General features: G+C 70.1%; 29 protein-coding genes and 1 pseudogene. 14 read left to right on the forward strand and 16 right to left on the reverse strand.

Annotation, left to right across the window (positions count from 1 at the left end; all coding sequences use genetic code 11):
* The first annotated feature begins 37 nt into the window (after nt 1–37).
* On the forward strand, nt 38–928 hold the full coding sequence (locus HD597_RS67000) for a recombinase family protein (RefSeq protein WP_372513635.1): 891 nt from the start codon (nt 38–40) through the stop codon (nt 926–928).
* Here HD597_RS67000 and HD597_RS34845 read toward each other — a convergent pair.
* Together HD597_RS34845 and HD597_RS34850 are read right to left on the reverse strand one after the other, a co-directional pair.
* Nucleotides 843–1,040: a hypothetical protein gene (locus HD597_RS34845; RefSeq protein WP_253747564.1), complete on the reverse strand. Its 198-nt coding sequence runs from the start codon at nt 1,038–1,040 to the stop codon at nt 843–845. The genes HD597_RS67000 and HD597_RS34845 overlap by 86 nt on opposite strands.
* 415 nt (nt 1,041–1,455) lie before the next feature.
* Nucleotides 1,456–1,884, reverse strand: coding sequence for a VOC family protein (locus HD597_RS34850; protein WP_253747566.1), 429 nt, complete (start codon nt 1,882–1,884; stop codon nt 1,456–1,458).
* Between the two features lie 114 nt (nt 1,885–1,998).
* Here HD597_RS34850 and HD597_RS34855 point away from each other — a divergent pair, with 114 nt between their 5' ends.
* The gene (locus HD597_RS34855; RefSeq protein WP_253747568.1) at nt 1,999–2,355 is read left to right on the forward strand and encodes a winged helix-turn-helix transcriptional regulator; all 357 of its coding nucleotides are present in this window, start codon (nt 1,999–2,001) and stop codon (nt 2,353–2,355) included.
* 246 nt (nt 2,356–2,601) lie between these two features.
* Here the strand turns inward: HD597_RS34855 and HD597_RS34860 are convergent, their stop codons facing one another.
* Both HD597_RS34860 and HD597_RS34865 read right to left on the reverse strand, forming a co-directional pair.
* On the reverse strand, nt 2,602–2,859 hold the full coding sequence (locus tag HD597_RS34860; RefSeq protein ID WP_253747570.1) for a hypothetical protein: 258 nt from the start codon (nt 2,857–2,859) through the stop codon (nt 2,602–2,604).
* Complete coding sequence (locus tag HD597_RS34865; protein ID WP_253747571.1) at nt 2,844–3,347, reverse strand: TetR/AcrR family transcriptional regulator; 504 nt, start codon at nt 3,345–3,347, stop codon at nt 2,844–2,846. The genes HD597_RS34860 and HD597_RS34865 overlap by 16 nt, the downstream gene beginning before the upstream one ends.
* Nucleotides 3,348–3,446: 99 nt before the next feature.
* Here HD597_RS34865 and HD597_RS34870 point away from each other — a divergent pair, with 99 nt between their 5' ends.
* From HD597_RS34870 to HD597_RS34900, 7 genes are all read left to right on the forward strand, one after another.
* Nucleotides 3,447–4,385, forward strand: a complete 939-nt coding sequence (locus HD597_RS34870) for an NADP-dependent oxidoreductase (RefSeq protein WP_253747573.1) — start codon at nt 3,447–3,449, stop codon at nt 4,383–4,385.
* Nucleotides 4,386–4,428: 43 nt separating this feature from the next.
* Entirely contained in the window at nt 4,429–5,109 is a 681-nt protein-coding gene (locus tag HD597_RS34875; RefSeq protein WP_253747576.1) for an SDR family NAD(P)-dependent oxidoreductase, read from the forward strand.
* Nucleotides 5,110–5,183: 74 nt separating this feature from the next.
* Nucleotides 5,184–5,555 (forward strand): DoxX family protein, encoded by a 372-nt coding sequence (locus HD597_RS34880; protein WP_253747578.1) that lies wholly within the window; start codon nt 5,184–5,186, stop codon nt 5,553–5,555.
* 76 nt (nt 5,556–5,631) lie between these two features.
* Nucleotides 5,632–6,270: an NAD(P)-dependent oxidoreductase gene (locus tag HD597_RS34885; protein WP_253747580.1), complete on the forward strand. Its 639-nt coding sequence runs from the start codon at nt 5,632–5,634 to the stop codon at nt 6,268–6,270.
* Between the two features lie 197 nt (nt 6,271–6,467).
* The gene (locus tag HD597_RS34890) at nt 6,468–6,974 is read left to right on the forward strand and encodes an LLM class flavin-dependent oxidoreductase (RefSeq protein WP_372513636.1); all 507 of its coding nucleotides are present in this window, start codon (nt 6,468–6,470) and stop codon (nt 6,972–6,974) included.
* Nucleotides 6,975–7,076: 102 nt separating this feature from the next.
* Complete coding sequence (locus tag HD597_RS34895) at nt 7,077–7,961, forward strand: dioxygenase family protein (protein ID WP_253747584.1); 885 nt, start codon at nt 7,077–7,079, stop codon at nt 7,959–7,961.
* The gene (locus HD597_RS34900; RefSeq protein ID WP_253747586.1) at nt 7,958–8,392 is read left to right on the forward strand and encodes a nuclear transport factor 2 family protein; all 435 of its coding nucleotides are present in this window, start codon (nt 7,958–7,960) and stop codon (nt 8,390–8,392) included. Before HD597_RS34895 ends, HD597_RS34900 begins: the two co-directional genes overlap by 4 nt.
* Before the next feature lie 483 nt (nt 8,393–8,875).
* Here HD597_RS34900 and HD597_RS34905 read toward each other — a convergent pair whose 3' ends face one another.
* Nucleotides 8,876–10,204, reverse strand: a complete 1,329-nt coding sequence (locus HD597_RS34905; RefSeq protein WP_253747588.1) for an alpha/beta hydrolase — start codon at nt 10,202–10,204, stop codon at nt 8,876–8,878.
* A 67-nt stretch (nt 10,205–10,271) separates the two neighbouring features.
* Here HD597_RS34905 and HD597_RS34910 point away from each other — a divergent pair, with 67 nt between their 5' ends.
* Complete coding sequence (locus HD597_RS34910) at nt 10,272–10,847, forward strand: TetR/AcrR family transcriptional regulator (RefSeq protein WP_253747590.1); 576 nt, start codon at nt 10,272–10,274, stop codon at nt 10,845–10,847.
* A gap of 555 nt (nt 10,848–11,402) precedes the next feature.
* On the opposite strand, the gene HD597_RS34915 is transcribed toward HD597_RS34910, so the two are convergent.
* Complete coding sequence (locus HD597_RS34915; protein WP_253747592.1) at nt 11,403–11,819, reverse strand: SgcJ/EcaC family oxidoreductase; 417 nt, start codon at nt 11,817–11,819, stop codon at nt 11,403–11,405.
* 83 nt (nt 11,820–11,902) lie between these two features.
* Entirely contained in the window at nt 11,903–12,058 is a 156-nt protein-coding gene (locus HD597_RS34920) for a hypothetical protein (protein WP_253747594.1), read from the reverse strand.
* Between the two features lie 101 nt (nt 12,059–12,159).
* On the opposite strand from HD597_RS34920, the gene HD597_RS34925 reads away from it, so the two are divergent.
* Nucleotides 12,160–12,453: a recombinase family protein gene (locus HD597_RS34925; RefSeq protein ID WP_253747596.1), complete on the forward strand. Its 294-nt coding sequence runs from the start codon at nt 12,160–12,162 to the stop codon at nt 12,451–12,453.
* Nucleotides 12,454–12,514: 61 nt separating this feature from the next.
* Here the strand turns inward: HD597_RS34925 and HD597_RS34930 are convergent, their stop codons facing one another.
* Both HD597_RS34930 and HD597_RS34935 read right to left on the reverse strand, forming a co-directional pair.
* Complete coding sequence (locus HD597_RS34930) at nt 12,515–13,381, reverse strand: AraC family transcriptional regulator (RefSeq protein WP_253747598.1); 867 nt, start codon at nt 13,379–13,381, stop codon at nt 12,515–12,517.
* 61 nt (nt 13,382–13,442) lie between these two features.
* Nucleotides 13,443–14,228 (reverse strand): phytanoyl-CoA dioxygenase family protein, encoded by a 786-nt coding sequence (locus tag HD597_RS34935; RefSeq protein ID WP_253747600.1) that lies wholly within the window; start codon nt 14,226–14,228, stop codon nt 13,443–13,445.
* 164 nt (nt 14,229–14,392) lie between these two features.
* Between HD597_RS34935 and HD597_RS34940 the strand changes: the two genes are divergently transcribed.
* Nucleotides 14,393–14,638, forward strand: coding sequence for a hypothetical protein (locus HD597_RS34940; protein WP_253747603.1), 246 nt, complete (start codon nt 14,393–14,395; stop codon nt 14,636–14,638).
* Nucleotides 14,639–14,640: 2 nt separating this feature from the next.
* On the opposite strand, the gene HD597_RS34945 is transcribed toward HD597_RS34940, so the two are convergent.
* On the reverse strand, nt 14,641–14,883 hold the full coding sequence (locus HD597_RS34945; protein ID WP_253747606.1) for a hypothetical protein: 243 nt from the start codon (nt 14,881–14,883) through the stop codon (nt 14,641–14,643).
* A 259-nt stretch (nt 14,884–15,142) separates the two neighbouring features.
* Here HD597_RS34945 and HD597_RS67280 point away from each other — a divergent pair.
* Nucleotides 15,143–15,299: pseudogene (locus HD597_RS67280) on the forward strand (IS256 family transposase); the annotation flags it as partial.
* On the opposite strand, the gene HD597_RS34950 reads toward HD597_RS67280, so the two are convergent.
* The 6 genes from HD597_RS34950 to HD597_RS34975 all read right to left on the reverse strand — a co-directional run bounded on the left by HD597_RS34950 (nt 15,291) and on the right by HD597_RS34975 (nt 19,250).
* Nucleotides 15,291–15,710 carry a hypothetical protein gene (locus HD597_RS34950; protein WP_253747607.1) on the reverse strand — a complete coding sequence of 140 codons (420 nt, stop codon included), beginning with the start codon at nt 15,708–15,710 and terminating at the stop codon, nt 15,291–15,293. The pseudogene HD597_RS67280 and the gene HD597_RS34950 overlap by 9 nt on opposite strands.
* Before the next feature lie 311 nt (nt 15,711–16,021).
* Entirely contained in the window at nt 16,022–16,882 is an 861-nt protein-coding gene (locus HD597_RS34955; RefSeq protein WP_253747609.1) for an aldo/keto reductase, read from the reverse strand.
* 65 nt (nt 16,883–16,947) lie between these two features.
* Complete coding sequence (locus tag HD597_RS34960; protein ID WP_253747611.1) at nt 16,948–17,214, reverse strand: hypothetical protein; 267 nt, start codon at nt 17,212–17,214, stop codon at nt 16,948–16,950.
* Nucleotides 17,215–17,482: 268 nt separating this feature from the next.
* On the reverse strand, nt 17,483–18,361 hold the full coding sequence (locus HD597_RS34965; protein WP_253747613.1) for a helix-turn-helix transcriptional regulator: 879 nt from the start codon (nt 18,359–18,361) through the stop codon (nt 17,483–17,485).
* Between the two features lie 221 nt (nt 18,362–18,582).
* Nucleotides 18,583–19,095 (reverse strand): alpha/beta hydrolase, encoded by a 513-nt coding sequence (locus HD597_RS34970; RefSeq protein WP_253747615.1) that lies wholly within the window; start codon nt 19,093–19,095, stop codon nt 18,583–18,585.
* Nucleotides 19,065–19,250 carry an esterase/lipase family protein gene (locus HD597_RS34975; RefSeq protein WP_253747617.1) on the reverse strand — a complete coding sequence of 62 codons (186 nt, stop codon included), beginning with the start codon at nt 19,248–19,250 and terminating at the stop codon, nt 19,065–19,067. Before HD597_RS34975 ends, HD597_RS34970 begins: the two co-directional genes overlap by 31 nt.
* Nucleotides 19,251–19,573: 323 nt before the next feature.
* On the opposite strand from HD597_RS34975, the gene HD597_RS34980 reads away from it, so the two are divergent.
* A complete protein-coding gene (locus HD597_RS34980; RefSeq protein WP_253747619.1) occupies nt 19,574–20,707 on the forward strand; it encodes a hypothetical protein in 1,134 nt (377 codons plus the stop codon).
* Nucleotides 20,708–21,295 lie beyond the last annotated feature (588 nt).

Here is a 21,295-nt window from a genome sequence, read left to right on the forward strand (position 1 = left end):
GGAGGCTAAACGATACAGTCGGCGGGCGGGGGAACTCATCGGCTACGCCCGATGCTCGACCGTCCTGCAAGACCTCACCGCCCAACGCGAGATCCTCCTGGAACTCGGCGTCGGCGACGACCGGATCTGTCTCGACAAGGGACTCACCGGCACCAACCGGGCCCGGCCCGGCCTCGACCAGGCAACTCAGACGGTCGCGGCGGCAAGATCGGCTGGTGGCAGTGCACGGGACTGCTACAGATGTTCGACGGCGAACAGGTCAGCAGCACGCTCGCCGTACTTCCAGAAACCTTCACCACACTGCCTGCGACCCTGCCGCGAAAACAGCAACGACGGCTGGTTCACCATGCTCGTTCCACCGAGCGCGACACCTACCTCTGGAGGCGTGACCACGAGGCCGAATGCGACCCACAGCTCGGCGGCCAGCCGGCCCGGGCCTCGAAGAGAGCCGAGCGTACGCGGCGTGGGACGTGACGGAGGTGGGGCCGCAGGCAGGTCACGCGTTCGTCACTATCAGTCCGGATGCATGCGGTTGGGGAGCATGCTGGATGCATGTCGAGCGCGGGCGACAACACCGGCATCTCTGCCACCGGTGACCAGGCGAGGAACGTACAACTGCAGGCCAAGAGCTCGGGGCAGAGCCCCATGTATCAAGCAGCCGGTGACCTGTCCGTCCACCACGACGCTTCCGGTCTGCGCCGGCCCCTCCCCTACGCCGACGCCGTACCGGTTCCGCCCCGAGCCGCAGCACGTGCCCGGCCTCGTGCGGGGCTTGACGGGTGGTGGTGAGCTTGGCCAGCACGGCGGCGCTGTCGTCGAGGTCGTACTTGGCCGGGTAGGGGTTAGGTCGAGCCGGTGGCCAGGACGATGTGGTCGGCGTCGATCCGGCCGCCGGCCGCGGTGCTCACGCCGGTGGCGTCGGCCTTGACGGCCCGGTCGCGGGGCACGCGGCCGCGGGTGAGCAGGCTCGCGTGGTCGAAGAAGGAGCGGCCGCTCCACTCCTGGTCAACCAGGCCGCGCAGCGCTGCGACCGAGTGCACGAAGGCGTCCTGGGCTCGATGAGCACCACGTCGAGATGCTCGTCGAGGGCCTTGGCCAGCGTGATGCCGCCGTAGCCGCCACCGATGGCGGCCACTGTGGGCACGTTGTCGCTCCTTACGCTCAGGGAGATCACGCCAGCCGGTCGGTGTCATCAGAAGGGATGGAAGAGTCGGCACCCCGTGCCCGCCCCGGTCCGGCGCACGCTGGGCACACCGGTGCGCGACGCATCAGCGGATGTTCCGGCCGGCCCGGCGGCGGGCGCGGGCGCGTCGTCTGTCATGGCCCGATCCCGACGAGCCATGCGATGCTTCGCATCGGGGCGGGAGCCACGCGCAGGGCGCCGGGACTGTTCACCAGCACTCCAGCACGTTCTCCGCCATTGAGGCAGGCCAGGGTCAGAGAAGGACCCTGGGGTCATACGGCTGGGCCGGTGCGAACTCGTCGCGCCAGGCGCGCTTGCTCAGCTCCGAGGGGGGACGCCCCGGCCTGCCGGGCCTGCAGCAGCTGCTCGGGGTCGACGAAGTGGCCGATGGGCTTCCCGAGCAGCTCGTCGAGTGTGTTGTAGGCGAAGGCGAAATGCTGCACGCGGTGGTGCCGGGCCTTGTCCGGATCCTCGCTCAGGCCGGGCACCTGCACGAAGGCCAGCCGGTGGTTGGCCTCGTCATTGGTCACCCACGCGGACTTCATCACCGCGGCCTCGTCGGTGCCGGCTGTCGCCGAGTCGGTGCGGTGGACCAGGTCCATCCCGACCACGAGTCGGTACCAGTTCACCATGGCGTCGATGTTGCTGGTGGTGATCCCGAGGTGGTGCAGCCGCGGGTGCACGATCGTCTCTGTGTTCATCGTCGTTCTCCTGTTGCCGTAGCGACCGATATCAGTTTACGAGGTTGCATGAATCGGTTGAAGTACGATGTTTTTGAGACAGTTAGTATGGTTTTCCATACTATGGAGGGTGTCGTGGCTGAGGCGATGGATACACGGCGCGAGACGCGCCGGCTCCTGGCGATGATCAGCGGTAAGTGGAAGCTGGAGATCCTCTGGCTCCTGGATGAGCGGATGCACCGCTTCGGCGAGCTACGCCGCGAGATCCCCCAGGTGACCCAGCACATGCTGACCAAACAGCTGCGGGAACTCGAAGACGACGGCCTGATCACGCGCAAGGTCTACGCCGAGGTCCCGCCCCGCGTGGAATACACCCTCACCGACAAGGCCCGCTCTCTTCGGCCGGTGTTCGAAGCCCTGCTCGCCTGGGTTGCAGCCCACACCGCTGCCCCTGCGGGGAGGCCGCCCGAGACGAACGGTGAGGGGACGTGATGGTCGCGCGGCACCAGCGGCGGGCCAGATCCCGCGGCCGGCGTGGCGGCTGCCGGGTTCCGGCATGTTCGGCAATGGCGGGCGGCGACGTCGTGAGGCCGGCGCGACCGGCCCCGCTGCGCCGGGGCGTGCCGCACCGGCGGCGCCGCATGCCGCGCTGACGGCGTTCCTGCCGGGGTCCTCCGAACGCCAGAACCGGACCAGTCTCCGCGAGGCCCCGGCGTGAACGCCGCCCGCCCGCTCTGTTCAGCGCTCCGCCGGCGGCTCCGTCGGCTGGCCGGTTGCCTGTCCGGTGTCCTTGCCGTCGGCAGCGGAGCGACGGGTGAGGCGGACCATGGCCCGAAACAGCGCGGTGGGGGCGGGCGCCGGCTCCATCGGGGGCAGCGCGGCGCCGGGGGTGGCCCAGGCGCGCAGCATCTGGCCGACCAGGCGCCGCCAGGTCTTGGGCGCGGCGTCGGCGGTGGCGGCCACGACGCCGGCGTTGGCCATCAGCAGGACGACCATGTCCTGGTCGGTGAAGTCGCGCGCAGGTGACCGCCGGCCTTGGCCCGGGCGATGAGTTCGAGGAAACCGCTGTAGGCCTCGATGCGGCGGGCCTCCAGGGCTTTGGCGGCGGGGAAGGTCATGGCCAGCACCTCGGCGAAGCCGCGGTCGGCGGACTGCATGGCGCAGACCGCCTCGACGTAGCCGACGAAGCCGTGCCAGGGGTGGGGATCGGCCAGAGCGACGGCGACGGCCGCGGCGTAGGCGTCCATCCGGTCGGCGAAGACGGCGCTGATGAGCTCTTCGCGGGTGGTGAACCGGCGCGACAGGGTGGCCTTGCCGACACCGGCTTCGCGGGCGATGCAGGCCATGGACACGCCGAGGCCGTGGCCGGCGTACAGGCGGCGGGCGGCGGCCAGGATGCGTTCGCGGTTGCGTTCGGCGTCGGCACGCAGTCCCGGTTCGGGCTGCCGGTCGGCGGGCGAGTCGGGCTCCGCGGTGGAGGTCATGATTGTCACCCTACCCAAGTGGAACGACCTGCCCAGTTTCGTTGTTAAGCTGCATCATGGAATCGGGCAGGCCGTTCCACTTCTTGAAAGGTGCAGCTCATGCGTGCCGTAACGCTGAACTCCGTCCCGCAGACCCCGTCCGTGGCCGACGTCCCCACCCCGCAGCCTGAGGCCGGGGAGGTGCTGGTCAAGGTGGCCGTCTCCTCGATCAACGGCTTCGACGCCGCCACCGCGGCCGGCTACCTGCAAGGGGCGATGGAGCACCGCTTCCCGCTGGTGGTGGGCAAGGACTTCGCCGGCACCGTCGAGGCGCTCGGCGAGGGTGTCGAGGGCTTCACGGTCGGGCAGGCGGTCTTCGGCGTGGTGATGAAGCCGTTCCTGGGCACCGGGTCGCTGGCCCAGTACGTCACCGTGTCCGCCGGCTACGGCATCGCCCCCATCCCCGATGGGCTCACTGTGGAGGAGGCGGGCGCGCTGGGCCTGGCCGGCACCGCGGCGCTGGACAGCCTCAACGCCGTCGCCCTCGTGCGGGGTGAGACGGTGTTGATCTCCGGCGCCACCGGCGGGGTCGGCGCGCTGGCCGTGCAACTGGCCGCCGCCCGCGGCGCCCGCGTCATCGCCACCGCCCGGCCCGGCGCCGAGGCCGACTTCGTCACCGGCCTCACCGACGCCGCGATTCACGTCGTGGACTTCAGCGGCGACCTGCCGGCCCAGGTCCGCGCGCTCGCCCCGGAAGGGGTGGACGCCGTGCTGCACCTGGCGGGTGACGGCGCCGGGCTCGCGAGCCTGCTGCGTCCGGGCGGCCGGCTCGCCTCCACCATCGGCCTGACCGCCGATGCCGTCGAGGGTTCCGGCGTCACCGTCCATTCGATCATGGCCGACACCAATGCGCGGACCCTGACCGCCCTGGCCGCCCAGGCCGCCTCGGGCGCGCTGCGGGTCCCGGTCACCGCCACCTACCCGCTGGAGCAGGCACCGCAGGCGTTCGCCGCCTTCGGCGCGGGCGCGCTCGGCAAGCTCGCCGTCACCTGCTCCTGACCCGGCCCGAACCCCCGTCCACCACGACGAAAGAGATCTGATTGTGCCCACCATCGCCATCGTCGGCGCCGGTCCCGGCCTGGGCCTGGCCATCGCCCGCACCTTCGGCAGCCGCGGCTTCGACGTCGCCCTGATCGCCCGTACCAAGGACAAGCTGGAAACGCTGGTCGCCCAGCTCGGCAAGGAAGGCATCACCGCTGAGGCGTTCCCCGCCGACGTGCTGGACCGCCCCTCCCTGACCACCGCTCTTGAAGCGGCGGCCGACCGCTTCGGCGGTATCGACGTGCTGGAGTACTCCCCCGCGCCGCACTCGCCGGTGCCCGGCCTGTCCATGGCCGTCCCCAGCGAGGTCACGGTGGACAACCTGCAGCCGCAGATCGAGTACAACGTCTACGGCGCGCTGGCCGCCGCCGCCGCGGTGCTGCCCGCGATGCGGCAGGCCGGCGCCGGGACGCTGCTGTTCACCACCGGCGGCGGCTCGGTGCACCCCGTCCCCATGCTCGGCAACGTCAACGCCGCCGCCGCGGCGCTGCGCAACTGGGTGCTCAACCTGCACAACGAGCTGGCCGGCAGCGGCGTGCACGCCGCGCACGTGGCGATCACCGCGTGGATCGGCGAAGGCGGCCCCGAGGGCATCCCGAGCGCCACGCCCGAGCAGATCGCCCCCCTGTACTGGGAGTTGTACGAGCACCGCGACCAGCCCGAGCTCGTCTTCAACGGCTGAGCAGGCGCGCCCTGCCAGGCGGGAGCACCAAGCCGGACTCCCGCCCCACCCCCTACCGTCAAGGAGATCTTCCGATGAACATCGTCCTGTGGATCGTGCAGGCCGTCCTGGCCGTCATGTTCGGCATCGCCGGAGTGATGAAGTCCACCCAGCCCAAGGACAAACTCGCCGCCAAGCTGCCATGGGTGGAGGACTTCTCCGCGGGCACCGTCCGCCTGATCGGCGTCGCCGAGCTGGCCGGCGCGCTCGGACTGATCCTGCCCGCCCTCACCGGCATCGCGCCCATCCTGACCCCGCCGGCCGCCACCGGCCTGGCCGTGGTGATGGTGCTGGCCGCGCTCACCCACCTCCGCCGCAAGGAACCCTCCGCGATCGCCTTCAACGCGGTCCTGTTCCTGCTGGCCGCGTTCGTCGCCTGGGGCCGCTTCGGCCCCTACAGCTTCTGACCCCTGCGGCCCCACCCCTGACCCCGCCCTGGCTCTCCCTCTGCCCTGGCCTCTGCCGCAAGGAGCCACTCACCTCATGCGTGTCACCGTCTTCGGCGCGACCGGCGGCATCGGCCGCCTGCTCCTCCAGCAACTCCTGGACGAGCGCCACCAGGTCACCGCGCTGGTCCGCACCCCGGCCAAGCTCACCCTCACCCACCCGGACCTGATCGTCATCGCCGGGCAGCTCTCCGATGCGGCCGCCGTCCGGCAGGCCGTCCAGGGCGCGGACGCGGTGATCAGCGCGCTCGGTCCGTCCCTGAAACGCTCGGCCACCGGCACCCCGCTGACCGACGGCACTCGCACCATCGTCGGCGCCATGCGAGCCGAACAGGTGGCCCGCTTCATCGGCCTGGCCACCCCGTCGCTGGCCGACCCGCGTGACAAGCCGCACTGGAAGCACAAGGTCCTGCCCGTCATGGCCCGGCTGGCCTTCCCCAACGCGCTGGCCGACCTGACCGGCATGACCGCAGCCGTCACCGGCTCCGGCCTCGACTACACCGTCGCCCGCATCACCAACCCCACCGACAAGCCGGCCACCGGCCGCATTCGCGCCGGTTTCCTCGGCCACGACAAGGTCGGCTCCGCGATGAGCCGCGCGGACATCGCCGCCTTCCTCGTCTCGCAGCTCGCCGACACCCGCTACCGGCGGGCCATGCCCGCCATCAGCAACTGACCGCGTGCGCCGGTCCTCACCGACCGGCGCCCTCCCTGCCCGCAAGGAGCCAGCCCCCGTGGAACTCGGCATCCTGTCCCTGTCCGATCTGCAAGACCGACCCCGCCGCCGGCACGCTCCACGACCCCGCCCGGCGCACCCGCGAGATCGTCTCCTACGCCATCGCCGCCGACCAGGCCGGACTGGACGCCTTCACCCTGTTCGGCATCGACCCCGCCGACTACGACGAGGTGTTCGCCGAGAAACTCGACCTGCTGCTCGCCATCCGCGACAGCGAGTACGTCACCTGGTCCGGCCGCCATCGCCCCGCCCTGAACCACCTGCCCGTCCCGTCCCGCCCCCAGCAGGCACGGCTGCCGCTGTGGCTCGGCGGAAAGGCCTCCCGGGACGCCCGCGCCGACCTGTTCCCCTTCTACCGCGAATACCTGCGCCCCAAGACCCCCGGCGGCCGCGGTTGGCTGGTCAGTGCCGAGCAGTACCAGGCCCTCTCCGGCCCTTTCGGCGCGCTGATGACCGGCAGCCCCCAGGAAGTCATCGCCAAGATCCTCACCGAACGCGAACTGTTCGGCATCGACCGCTTCATGGGACAAGTCGACTTCGGCGGCATGCCGGCGCCCATGGTGGGCGACTCCCTCGAACTGCTGGCCACCGAGGTCGCGCCCGCCATCCGCAAGGAACTCGGCCTGCCGCCAGGACCGGCCTGACCGGAGCCACCGGCGCCCCATCCCCACAGCCACTCCCACGGTGGCAGCCGCAGCCGGCTGAAGCCTTCCACCGGTGATCCACTTTTCGAGGAGCAGACCGCCATGACCACCATCACCGATCCGTCCTACGTCGACCCGGCTCGGATCAACCCCCGCGCTGTGCGTCTTCTCAAGGCGTTCAAGGACGCCCTGGCCCGCCTGCGCGATGAGGAGGGGCTGACCTTCGACGACCTCAACACGGTCGCCGGTCTCCTGCAGCAGATGCAGGCGGCCACCGGTGCCCCGCTGGCACTCCTGGCCATGCCGCTGTACAGCGAGCTCTTCCAAGGTGGCCAGGACGGCTACACGCCCTCCGACGACGTCGACAGCCCCACCTTCGTTCCCGGCTCCCCGCGCATCGACAACCCCGGCACCCTGCCGATGCGACCGGACGAACCCGGCACCCCGCTGATCGCCTCCGGCCGCGTCCTCGACGGCAACGGCCAGCCGCTCGCCGGCGCCAAGCTGGACATCTACCACGCGGCCAACAACGGCAACTACTCCGGAGTGTTCGACGACAGCGTGCCCACCTACAACCTGCGCGGGCACCTGCTCACCGACGCCGACGGCCGCTACCGCTTCACCACCATCAGCCCCGTCGCCTACGCCGAGCCCCACGTCGCAGCGGTCGACGGGGTCGCCGAAGCCGCCGCGGCCGTCGGACGCAGCCTGTACCGCCCGGCTCACATCCACTACGAACTCCACCACCCCGATCTGGTCACCTCCTGGCGAGGCGAGATCTACTTCCGCGGAGACCCGGTGATCCCCGTCGACTTCGTCGGCCCCAAGCTGGCCCACCCCGCCCTGCAGGCCGACACCGTCCTGCACGAGGACCCCACCGACATCGCCGCGCACGGCTTCCAGAGCCCCTACCGGACGGCCGAGTTCGACTTCATCCTCAAGACCCGCACCAGCCCCGACACCGCCGCCCCGAAGGAAGCGGCATGACTCCCGCCGACGCCACAGCCTGGTCGCTGGCCCGGCTGAACCACGCCTTCTTCCACCACTACGACCGCCACGCCTACGACGCGCTGCTCGACCTGTTCACCCCCGACGCCCGGTACGAAGTGCACGGACGGAGCCTGCGCGGCCACGCCGAGATCCGCGACGTGCTCAACGCCCGATCCGGACCCGAGCTGACCATCCGCCACCTGGTGACCAGCCAGCACTTCCACACCATCACCGACACCACCGCCCAGGCCACCATCTGCGTGATCGCCTATGCCGGCCCGGCCCCTACCGGCGAGGGCCCCGCTCACTATCCGGCCGAGAACGCCGGGCACATCGTCGAACTGACCGACCACTACCAGGCCGAGAATGGTCGATGGAAGATCGCACACCGCACAGCCACCGCGATTCTCAGCCCGGCATCCAGCTGATCGCCAGCCGTCCAGCCGTTGCGGGATCGGCCATTCCCGCAACGGCGCGGTGCATGAGGTGATGTCTCTAGCCGTTTCGTAGGCGACCACCCGATGCCGCGAAGTTCAGACAGGTAGGCGCCCGCTTGGTTTGGCAGAAGCTGATCTGTGGCCTGGCCGGTCCGGCGCGGTCCCGCTGGCGAATCCGTTGACACCGGGGACTCGATACCGGCGATGGCGGACCGTCGCCATGGACGGGTGCAGCTCGTTGAAAGTCCCTGACCACGCACGTAACCGCGGCCGGCTCGGCAAGCTCCGTAACAAAATGGGCCCGGCCGGCTACCCCACGCTGACGCTGATGGCGCTGATGGAGACCGGCACTCGGGGCATGCTGGGAGCGACCTTCGGCCCACCCGATGCCCACGAGACCGTCCACGCCTCCCGACTGCTGCACCTGCTCAACCGCGACATGCTGCTGCTGACCGCATCGGCCCGCTGCGGGCCTCACCTGTGGTCGTGGAGGAAGGCGGAGATGCCGGTGCGGGTTGGGTAATCGGGCAGGGGCGAGGGCTCGCCCTGGAGGAACGCTGTGATGACGGCGGCGGCGCGCTCGTTGTTGTCGTCGAGGCCGTTCCACATGCGGTGTCCGACGCCGGGCATGTATTGGGTTCGCTCGATGGCGGGGTCGGCGGCGAGGATGCTGGTCTGCCATTGGCGTGTCTGTGAGGAGCATTCGGCGATCATCAGCATCGCGGGGGTTCGGGAGCGGCTCAGCCCGGGGGCGATGGAGGGTGAGTCTTTGATCGTCTGCATGATGCGGAGGCTCGCGGCGGCATTGAAGGAGAAGTTCTCCGCGGTGTCCTCGGTGGGGATGCGGCCGGCGTCGCGCGCGCAGTAGGCGGAGGCGGTGTCGCTGCCGAGGTCGGCGGCTTTGAAGGCGTTGACGCCTTCGGCCTGCGTGATCAGGCCGGTGTCGGGCGGCAGGAGCCCGAGTTGGACGAGGCCGAGTGCGACGGCGTACCGGGGGACGTGCGTCGCCCGCGCTCCGGTCGGGGCCGGGGCGAGGCCACGCGCGGACGGCCGCCCTTGTTGCCCGCTGATCTGTGCGGTGGGGCCGTCCATGGGGCCGGGTTCGGCGATGATCGCCCGGTGCACGCGGGCGGCGGTGTCCGGGGTGGCCAGGGCCCGGGTGAGCACGATCGCGCCCGCGGAGAATCCGAGGACGTCGGCCGGGCCCTTGTCCAGGCGGTCGATGAAGGCGGCGAGGTCGCGTACGGATCTGGAGATCGTGTACTGCTGCATGGGCAGCAGGTCGCTTCGCCCGCCGCCGGGGTGCTCGTAGGCGTACACGTCGTAGCCCTGTCCGGCCAGGAGCCGCAGGAAGCGGTGGTCGAGCACGGAGATGGAGCGGACGGGCCCGCCGTGGAGGTAGACGAGCGGCTTGGCACGGCGGGGGGCGCCGGCTTCGGGGGGATAGTGGTAGACGGCGACCCGGCTTCCCGTGCTCAGGCTCCAGTGTTTCGTCGCGACGAAGGGCAGGCCGGGCGGGTACTGCCGGGTCGTGGGAACGGTGGGGACGCAGACTGACGCGGTGAGCGCGGCGGCGGCGACCACTGGGACGAAGGGCCACAGCCGGCCCGGCCAGGTACGGCCCCGGCCTCGCCACAGTGCGGCGATGATGCCGACTGCGAGGGCGGTCAGCCAGGCGGCGAGCCCGGAGCGCGCGCCGTCCGTCGCTACGACGAGGGCGAGGAACAGCCCGGCCAGCCCCACGACGGCGAGCAGGGCCAGGAGCAGACGGCCGAGGAGGCGGATGACGGCGGGGAGAGACATATGAGTTTCCAAACGCTGTTTTGAAACGACGTTTGGAAACGCTACCAGCTCGGCTAGGCTGGTCGTCGTGGGAAGGCCGAGAACCAACGACGACAGCGTGAGGGACCGCCTCATCGAGTCCGCGACCGAGATGTTCGCCACCCGCCCACGGGAGTCGATCACCATCCGCGCCCTGGCCGCCGCAGCCGGCACCGCGACCGCCGCGGTCTACTCGCTGTTCGACGGCAAGGACGGGCTGATCGCCGAAGTGCGCAACAGGGCGGTCGCCGGGCTGTCCCGGGAGCTGTCGGCGGTGCCGACCTCCGATGATCCCCTCGCCGACCTCTATGCGCTGGCGGTCGCGTACCGGCGATGGGGGCGCGAGCACCGCCACCTCTACACCGTGTTGTTCGGCGGCGTGCAGAGCTTCGACCCGTCCGGCGAAGTGGGCGCCGCAGATCCCGTCAGGCCGCTCATCGAGGCGATAGACCGCGCTCGATCGGCCGCCGCGCTCTCGGGTGACGCGACCTCGATCGCGCTCTCCCTGTGGGTGACCCTGCACGGTCTGGTGACGCTCGAACTGGCCGGTGCCCTCGACACCGGCGCGGCCGAGGCCACCTTCCGCTCGGCGATCCCCGCCGCGCTGCGCGGCTGGGCAGCCTGACCTCATGTCGGCGCCTCGTCCCGGCCTGATCGGTCACCAGAAGGACGACGCACTTCGAGACTCGCGGTGAGCTGTGGGCCGATACTGCTGAAGAGAGCCCGCACACCAGGTACGTGATAACGGTCCATATCCCGTACATGAGCGATCACGGCGGCACGTCGACCAGGAGAACCCCTCGCCGGGACGCTGCGCGACTCCGGCACGTCATCCGGTACATCACCCAGGTTGGCACAGTGGCCGCCGCCCGGCGGCCGGCATGACTGCCGCACCAAAGATCACCGCCCTTCGCGGTGGGCACGTCACGCTCGCCGCATCAGTCATCTAGGGTTGCAGGACCCTTCCAGCAGGTCAGAGGCCGATGATCTCTTCTTTCACGTAGGGCAAGCTGACCGCAGGTCGAGGCCCATGCGGGCCTGGTCTCGACCCGAGCTCAAAGAAGAGCCACTGGTCCATCAGCCGCGTGAAAAGACCCCGCCGGACGTGCTTGGGTCTTGATCTGCGGGTTGGCGGCTTGGGTGCGTCTTGTTGCTGAAGGCGTGTCGCGGTCGAATGCGGTCAGTCGCTGCTGAGCACGCTGGTGTTCTGGCAGGCGGTCAGGCGCCACTGCCCGTCTTCCTTTGCCATGACGAACAGTGGCGTGCCCACCTCCTCCGTCCCGTCCGGGTTGCGATAGACCTGGCGCACCTTCACGGCCGCGACGTCGGGACGGATGAACAGCACGTGTTCGACCTCGAACATGACCGTGGTGTCCTGCATCGCTCCGGGAAGCACCTGGTGCGTGAACGTCGAGATCGCATCACGGCCGAAGAGGCGCTTGCCGTGGCCCGTTGTCCAGATCGCGTCAGCTCGGAACAGAGCAACGAACTCGTCAGGGAGTTCGTTGCTCTGGGAGTGCTCAACCGCGGCCACCACCTGCTTGATCGCTTCAATGTCGGTCTGGCTCGCCTGGTCAGCAAGGTTCGTTGTGCTCATGCCAATGAACGATAGAACCTTAAGTTTACTTGAGGTCAAGAGCATCCATCGTGCCCGGCCGGGCCTTGGTGCGCAGGAAGCGCTCAGGTCAGAAGTCCCAGGGTTTCGGGCGCCTCCCAGGCCGTGAGCTGCCGCTCAGGGTCGGTTTCCTGCTGCGAGAAGTGGTGGATCAGGTCGGCGAGGGCTTGCCGGTCCTGCTCGGACAGGTCCTGCAGGAGGACGGCCACCGGTTCGATCACGCCTCGGCGACGACCGCGCCCGCGTCCTGCTGGACACCTACGCCGGACTCGACCTGCACCAGCTGCGCCACAGCGCCGCCACCCACCTCGGCGACGCTAACGTGCCGCTGCAGCTCGTCATGGGCAAGACCCGGCACAAGAATCCGCGCACCGCCATGCGCTACGTCAAACCCGGCGCCGAAGCCGCCAAGGTCACCGAGGTCCTGGCACCGCGCCGCCGTACCCACCGATCAACTGAGTGGCGGCTCGCCGGAGCCAAGGAGTTCCGGGCCGACACCCAGCTTGACGCCCTCCAGGCCGCCGGCGTCACCCGCGTCTTCTCCGAGAAGATCTCCACCCGCGCCACCACCCGGCCCGAACTCGACAAGGCCGGGGCCTCGTCTCGTGTGACGTAGTGCTGCGGTTGGTGTGAAGGGTCAACCGCCGGCGTCTACCCCCCGGGGCAGGTCGCTGTGTTCAGCGGTGCTCGGACTCCACCGGGAGCCACAATTCGGCGTCGGCCACGGTCTTCTCTGGCGACAGCCGGACACGGAGGATCTCGGGGCCGGTGCGGGTGCGGTACGGGTTCGACGGGAACCACTCGGTGAACACGTCCCGCCACAGCTCCTGGATGGCCCGTGGCGCGGGCCCCGAGGTGGTGAAGACCGCCCAGGTGCCGGCTGGGACGGCCAGCGTGGTCGCGCCTTCCGGAGCGGCCGCGGAGGTGATCACGCCGTGGTGGTAGTCGAGCTCATCACCCTCGGCGCGGCTGGGATCCACGTCGTCGCATACCCCGACGACGCCGTACGGTTCCTGGTCCGACAGCTTCTCCAGGCGGTCCAGGGCCTGTGGATCGATCTTACGGACAAAGTCGATGATTGCCTGGTTCGGGCCCGCGTGCACCAGCGGCACCCGGGCCTTGAACCCGACGACGGTGAAGTCCGCCTTGTCCACGACGCGGTACCGCATGCTGCTGCTTCCTTCGATGGTGAGGCGGAAGGCCATTCGGGGCTGGGAGGTGAGCGCGGCGCCGGTACGCCGGGCCTCGCCTGGTCCGATGCCGTGCATGGCACGAAACGCCCGCGCGAACGCCTCACCGGAGCCGTAGCCGTAGCGCACCGCGATATCCAGCAGCGTTGCACGCCCCGCGAGGACTTCGGCGCCCGCCAGGGTGAGCCGGCGGCGCCGGACGTACTCCGCGAGCGGCATGCCCGCCAGCGCGGAGAACATCCGGCGCAGGTGCTGCTCCGAGGTGGCCGCGATGCGCGCCAGCTCCTCCACGTCGACGGCCTGGTCGAGATGGCCCTCGATGTGCTCCATGGCCTGGTTCAGCCGCTCCAGCATGCATGCCCTCCTTCCGCAGCCCCTTCACGGCCGCCTTGCCGACGATAGTCGGCAAGCACCTCTATCCAGCGCCGCCCCCGTCCCGTCCCAGCCCCTGGCGGATCGCGATCTCCACCAGTGAGTACGCGCCGTCGGCCCGATCCAGTTCGTACGGCGCGGCCGGCAGGAGCGGCGGCTGGGCCATGAAGCGCGGCCGCACCCCGTGGTGCGGTTGCGCAGCGTGCACCAGGAACGGATGGCACAGGAAAACGTCGCCCGGGGACCCGGTGGCGAGGGCGAGCGGCCGGTGGTCGGACGCCGCCACCAGATCGGGTGCGAGGGTCAGCCCGCTCGCCCCGTCCTCCCCGTACTTCTCCAGCACCTTCGGCACGTCGAGGTGTGAGCCGACCCGGATCCGGGTCGGGGCGTCCTCCTCACCGACTTCGCTGAACAGGAACAACATCAGCAGCGCCCGCCCCTGGGAGCGCAGATTCGTGAAGTACCAGCTCTCGCCCTCCGGCAGATAGCTCCCCTCGATGTGCCAGCCCGCGTCGTTCGGTTCCTCCTCGTGGGGGAAGCGCAGCGGGAACGTGCCCAGTGAGTAGCGCGGCTCCCAGCGTCCCGCGCCGACGAGCAGGTCGTATGCATGGTGCAGGGCCGGGGAATTGGGTGCGGCCGCGAACGGTCCCTGCGCCATCCCGGCCACCCAGTGCACGGGCTGCGTCCACGTCGACGGGTCGTCCGGGTCGCAGCCCGTCTCCCGCCACAGCAGCCGCGCACAGTCCGCGGCCACGCGCGGCGCGACGGCACCCTCCAACTTCACGAAGCCGTCGCGGAGGAAACGGGATTTCAAGGTCGTGTCATCCATGCCCCCATCGTGAGACGACACCGGCCCGGATCACCCGACATTCTCGCTACCGCCTTTGTCGGGTATGCGTTTGAGCGTACGGTCTCCGGTCGTGCCACCCGCCGACATCGGCCCCTTGCAAGACGAAGACATCGTGCGCCGGCCAGCCTGACCGGTCGGCCCCCGTGCAGGCGGTTCAGCCGGTCACGGGCCGCTGGGCGGCGCGCCGCCGGCCGTCGTGCTGCGTGTACGGCCTGGACGGCCTCGTACACCGGCGCTTCGGCGTGGAAGGCGGTGCGGGCCCGGCGGCCCGGTTCAGGGAAGGCTGGGCCAAGGGCGCGTTCGGGCAGCCCGTACGCGACCCGACCAGCTTGGCCTTCTCCGCGGCGTCCACGCTGAGCTACCGCATACCGGTGTGCCCCCTCACCTAGGGTTACCAGCCACCGTTTCCGCCGCCGATGTCGGCTCCCGAGGAACCGCCCGACTCATCACCGCCTCGTGCACGCCGGAAGATCAACCAAGCGAGCCCTGCCAAGGTGTAGATGGCCAGGCCGGTCAGGGCGAGATTACCGAGCAGGTCCCAGGATGCGTCCCCCTGCAGTGTGGCCAGGCCGAATATGACCGCAGGGACGGCAAGCGGGGCCAGCGCCGCCAGCACGTATCCGTACCACCGCATGCTTCGACCTTACGGCTCGATACGCCCGATGCGGGGGCTTCCCCAAGGCGGGCAGTCAAGGCCTTGGAGCTGTCGTAAGCGCCGATGGGCGATCGGAGCGTCTCCTCCCACGGTGGAGGCGAGGTGAAGTCGATGAGCTTCGGCGAAGCGTTGCAGGCCACACAAGGTGGGTGGGGCGCTGTTCATGGGGGTGGGCCTGTTCGGCGGCGTGTCTGGCGTCGCGGTCGGAATGTTGGTGGCGGCCATCACGAGCGAGGGCTGCCTGCTGACCGACCGCCACAGCCTGACCACCTACCTGCGCGCTTCTCGAGTAGACCTTCGGCGAGACCCGCCGCCGGATCAAGGTGATCGGCCGCTTCGGCGAGACCTCCTGCGTGTCCCTGGTGTGGGCCGCCCTCGACCGGGCCTCACGTGGGTGACGCGGCTTCTCCACGGCCCCGGCCGGGCCGCGCGGCGGCGAGTTCGGGCATGACGGTAGCCGTAGGGCAGCTTGACGTACCTGCTGATCGTCTCGTCCACCGGAGCGTAACCTCGGTGACCACGTCGGACACCACGAAGGAAGGGATGGCGATCGCGAAACCAGCCACGAAGCCTGACGGGGATGGACAGGTGTCGAGGGCGAGCCCGAGGTGGTGCCGCCGCGTCGGCTGAGCTAGCCGGCGCAGCGACCTGGTGAGCGCCCGGTCCGGATGCCGCCGGTACGCCCCCATGTCGTTGACGGCCCCGGCCCGCCCCTTGGTGATGGTCACCACGCGGTCGGTCACCTCGAACGGGGCGATCGGCCGGCCGCCGGCCGTGATCGTCTCCGACGTGCCGCCGTTGTACACGCTGACGGTTCGATCATGTTGCCGCCCGCAGCCAGGGAGGCATCGAGTTGCGCGAAGGCGTCCTGCTCAGAGGCCTCGTGGCCGAAGTTCATCGTGAGCAGGTGCGGGCGAAACGGGTTCCCCACGTCCGAGGGCCGGCCCTTCCCCGCATCAGCCGGAAGCATCGGCGGGTTCTTCCGGCATACGGGCTCTGACCAGAATGCTGCGCCAAGACGGAGCTGTCAGCGCCCCGCTTACGAGGACGACGGCGTGCTCCTCGGCCGGCCCCTGCTGGCCGGGAGAGTGCGAGTGTCAACTGACGCGGCGCGGCATCAGGTGTCGAACCGCACCCCGCCGAGCCACGTGACCTTCTCGGGGTCGTGGTGGTCGAAGATGTGGCTGCGACCCGTGTCCAGGGCGGCGATGCGTGCCATGTCGTCGGTGGTGAGCTGGAAGTCGAACACGTCCAGGTTTTCTGCCATGCGTTCGGGGCGTACCGACTTCGGGATCGCGACGATCTCACGCTGGACGAGCCAGCGAAGGGCGATCTGGGCGACGGACTTGTCGTGGGCGCGGGCGATGTCGACGAGTGCGGGGTTGTCGAAGAATCCCTGGCCGCCTTCGGCGAGCGGCCCCCAGGACTCGTGCTGGACACCGTACTCGCGCATCAGCTTGTGGTCGTCGGGGCGCTGGAAGAACACGTGCGTCTCGATCTGATTGACCGCGGGGACGATCTCGTTGTGCGTGATGAGATCGGCGAGCCGGTCGGGGTAGAAGTTGCTGACGCCGATCGCCCGGATACGGCTGGCCCGGTTGAGCTCCTCCAGCGCCCGCCAGGCACCGTAGTAGTCGCCGAAGGGCTGGTGGAGCAGATAGAGGTCGAGGTGGTCGAGACCGAGCCGGTCGAGGGAGCGATCGAAGGCGCGCATGGCGCTGTCCTGGCCGTAGTCCTGAATCCACAGCTTGGTGGTGATGAACAGTTCCTCGCGGGCGATGCCGCTGGCGGCGAGTGCACGGCCGACGGCCGCCTCGTTCTCGTAGGCGGTGGCGGTGTCGAAGAGACGGTAGCCGGCGGCCAGCGCGTCGGTGACGGCCCGCTCGGTCTGCTCGGCGGGGATCTGGAAGACGCCGAAACCGAGCAGCGGCATCCGCACCCCGTTGTTCAGGGTGACCTGGGGAATCTGAGCGGTCATGGGTGAGCTCTCCTTGCTGGTTGTTGGTTGCTCATAGGTGCGTGGACGGCCGTGGGCGCCTGGTGTCACCGCATCGGACGACGGCGCGGTGCAGGTTCAGCGGTGCTTGAGGCCGGGCAGGGCGCCGGGGCGAGGGTGGGCTCCGTGACGGGGACGTCGCCGAGCGCCTGGTCGACGGCCGACAGCAGGTCGTCGGAGAGCTTCACGCCGGAGGCGGCGGCGTTGGCGTGCACCTGCTCGGGCCGGGAGGCGCCGGTGATGGCGGAGGCGACCTCGCCGCGGCGCAGCCACACCACCGGCGGCAGCTGGGCCTTCCCGGCAGGCCCTCCCACGCCGCCGTCACCGCCGGCCGGTGCGACCGGCGCGCCAGGCTGAGTGGTCGAAACGGAAGCAGAGGAAGTCACGACAAGGGGTCCTTTCCGAATGCGGCGCGCCCGGGTCGCCCCGAAGGCGACAGCACGCGCACAGGCAGCGCCGCGAAGACGTGCAGGCGGGAGTCGTTCAGCCCGCCGTCATCCAGGAAACCAACCGCCGGTTGCCCGGGAACAGTCACGCTCATGAGGGGTGACGGCAGGGCCCCCCTCGCGTCCGACGCCAGGGTCAGCGTTCGGTGTCGGCGCGTGCGGTGGCCGCGTCCTGGCGCTGGGTGGCCGCCCAGCTGGCGAGCAGCTTCAGTGCGTCGGCGGCCGGGGTGCCGGGATCGGCGCTGTAGACGGTGATGGACAGCCCGTCGTCGCCGGGCAGGTCCAGCGACTCGTGCGTCAGCTCCATCTCACCCACCACCGGATGGTGGAACCGCTTGGTCCCGCCTGTATAGACGTGCACGTCGTGCGCGCCCCACAGGGTGCGGAAGGCGTCACTGCGGGTGGACAGCTCTCCGATCAGGTTCGACAGCTCGCGATCGTAGGGGTTCCTGGCAGCCTCGACGCGCAGCACGCCCACGCCGTCACGGGCCACGCGTTCCCAGTCGGGATACAGCCTCGTGGCGCGCGGGTCGAGGAAGACGAACCGGCAGGTGTTGGCCGGCTCCTGCTCGAAGCACTCGAAGTGCAGGGCGCGGGCCAGCGGGTTGGCCGCCAGGATGTCCATGCGGTTGTTGCGCACGTACGCCGGCTGGTCGTGCAGGCCCTCGATGATGCGCAGCACGCCGGGCCGCACGGCGGTCCTGGCCGGGCGGCGTGGCACCCGCGCAGGGCGGGCGTTGGCCGCGCGGGCCAGGGCGTACAGGTGGCCGCGTTCGGTGTCGTCCAGGCGCAGGGCCTGGGCTAGGGCGTCCAGGACGCTGTCGGAGACCCCGCCGAGATTGCCGCGCTCCAGCCGCGTGTAGTACTCGACGCTCACGCCTGCGAGCATCGCGACCTCGTTGCGGCGCAGCCCGGACACCCGCCGCTGCCCGTAGGCGGGCAGGCCCGCCTGCTCGGGCGTGATCTTGTCCCGGCGCGACTTCAAGAACGCGCGGACTTCGTCCCGGTTGTCCATAAGCCCAGGTTAGGCACCCGATCGGCAGGCTGGGGGACCCTGTCAATACCCCTCACCGCAAGGACTCCCTCCCCGCCGCGGGCTGATGTGCTCATCCTTGGCCCCTTCCGTGGCCGGGTCGATGACGACCAGCCTGGGCCGCCACTGCAGCCTGGCCTGGCTCGCCCGATGACAGCGAAAAGGCCGGCCCCCGTACGAGGGGCCGGCCAGGGTGAGCCCGGTCAGTCGGTGGCGCGGGCCGCGGTTTCGACGAGCGAGGCGACCGTGCCGGGCTTGGAGATCAGCGCGGCGTGCGAGCCGGTGACCTCGACGGTGCGGGACTTGGCGCGGGCGGTCATGAAGCGCTGCGTCTGCAGCGGGATGGCGTGGTCGTCGCGGGAGACCAGCGCCCAGGACGGGACGGTCTTCCAGGCCGGTGTGCCGGAGGGCTCGTTCAGCGCGCTGTAGGTGACCGGCCGCTGGGTGACGGCGAGCAGTGCGCTGGTGGAGCGGGGCAGGTCGGCCGAGAAGATGTCGGTGAAGTTCTCGGGCCTGAGGTAGACGTCGGCGTCGCCGGAGGGCAGGGGGACCGTCTTGATCGTGTCGGGGCTGATCTTGCTGCCTTCGTTCTCGGTGGCCAGGCCGAAGACGGTCTCGCTCTGGTCGGGGATGAAGGCGGAGACGTAGACCAGGGCCTTGACGTCCGGGTCCGCCGCGGCGTTGGTCACGACCGCGCCGCCGTACGAGTGGCCCACCAGGACGATCGGGCCGGTGATACCGCCGGGGCGAGCACGGGGTAGCCGTCACTCTTGAGCCGGGCGATGACCCCGTTCCAGCCGGAGGCGTCGGCCCAGGCGCCGTGCACGAGGACGATGGTGGGGTTTGGTGCCGCGGCCAGTGGTCGTCGCACTCGCGGGTTGTGTGGTGAGCCCCGCCAACGCGATCATCAGGGCGGCGGCGAACGTGGTCTTCAAACGTCGGGACATGTCGGTGGTCCTTCTTCATCGGGGTGGTGGGGGTGGCGCCGTCCCCCTCCGAACGGCGTCACACGTCATGCAGGAGCCAAGGTGCCGGTTCGAGAGATCGTCGTCGGCGCCGGCCGGTACCGCCTTTGACACTTCCTACAGCTAACCGCTATCTATTGGCTAACCGTTAGAGGGTGGCCAGGTTGCCCGGCGTCCTCTCTTCGGTCGCCCGCATGGATCGGCTTGACCGACAGAGAGGAAGCACGACGTGGCATCGCACCCCGCCGGCACCTGGCGTTTCATGGCGAACACGGCGGAGCCCCGCCGATGGGTGTCCCCCGGGGCGGATCTCGTGACGGCGCTGCTCGGCATCTGGTTCGGGGTCGGGCTGATGGTCGACGCCTGGGCGCATGCCAATCTGGCAGAGCTGGAGACGTTCTTCACTCCGTGGCACGCGGTGTTCTACTCCGGGTTCGTCGTGGTCTCCGGCTGGATCAGCTGGCAGGTATGGCGGAACGTGCGCGCCGGGAGGCAGGGGCTGGCGGCGGTGCCGACCGGTTATCTCGCCGGGCTGGTGGCGATCCCCGCGTTCGCGGCCTTCGGGCTCGCCGACATGATGTGGCACACCGTCCTGGGCATCGAGACGAGCCTCGACATCTTCTTCAGCCCGTCCCACCTCGGCCTCGTCGTGACGATGCTGCTCATCATCACCACACCTCTGCGATCGGCCTGGAGCGCGCCCCACATCGGTGCCGCGCCGCGACTCGGCCGGCTGCTGCCCGCGCTGCTCGGGCTCGCGTTCGCCGTCACGCTGGTGTCACTGTTCCTGTCCTACGGCGGCGCGTTGCAGCTCCGCCCCCAGGCCGTCGTCCAGGCGTTGTCCATGGGGGAAGGCCCGGCCGCTGCGCCGCCGGGCGCCGGCCCCAGGCCGGTGGCGTTGGGCGCCGATCGGGTGGCCGTTTCGATGGTCGTCACCAACGTCGTCACGCTCAGCCCGGTGCTGTTCCTGCTGCGCCGCTGGATGCTGCCGTTCGGGTCGGTCACCGTGATGTACGCCGTCATCGCGCTGATGCCGGGGGCCCAGACGGGTTTCCGCGATGCGCCGATCCTGCTGGCGTTCGTGGTCGCCGGGGTGGTGAGCGATCTGCTGATCCGCGGGCTTCGGCCGTCGGGTGAGCGGCGTGGGGCGTACTGGGCGTTCGCGGGGCTGTCGGCGTTCGCCACCTGGACGCTCTACCTCGGGGTCGCCTCGGCCGTGGGAGGCGGGCTGCCTGCCGTGCCCGAGTTGTGGACCGGCGCGCCGATCATCGCGGGGCTGATCGGGCTGACGCTCGGGGCGCTGTTCCTGCCCAACGCGGTCGCCGCCCAGCCGGCTCCGGTCAGCGCCGCCGGCGCCGGCTAGGCATGATCTTGCGGTCCTGGTGTTCGTGCGCGGCCGGCATTGCCGTGCCGGCCCCGGCCGCCCCGGTCGCGGATCAGGAACGTCGGCTTCCCGTCCAACGTTCCGCAGGACGCCGCGCAACACGGAAGTGGTCCAGAGGCCGGCGGTACGGTCATCGAGGTCGAGGTGGACACCGGCGACGACCGATTCGGCCGAATCAACGAGGCAGGCCGGGGTCCGGCCTTGACAGATCATGGTGACCAGCACGTCGCACCGTGCTTCGCACGCCTATAGAGCTTGAGGGGATGGTGCGGTGATGTCGGCGGCGTGCCGGCTGCCACCCTGGATCTGCTGAAGGCCGTCATGGGCCCACTGCATCCGCCATCCCGGCCACGTCCGGGCGAGCGTGGGCCGGGGCGGCGAGCCGGTGACTCCGATCGCCGCCGCCGTGACAGAACAGCCGCAGCCGCCGTTCGTCGTGGTCGATCAGGCATGCGCCTTCGCAGGCGAGTTCGAGGTGGTGGGCGCCCGATCGCGAGTAGTGGAGCCCGACAGTGCCGCCCCGCAGAGTGACGCAGGGTGCACGACTTCCCATGACCGTACTGTATT

It is taken from the genome of Nonomuraea thailandensis, from assembly GCF_024172165.1.
Taxonomy (GTDB): Bacteria; Actinomycetota; Actinomycetes; order Streptosporangiales; family Streptosporangiaceae; genus Nonomuraea; species Nonomuraea thailandensis.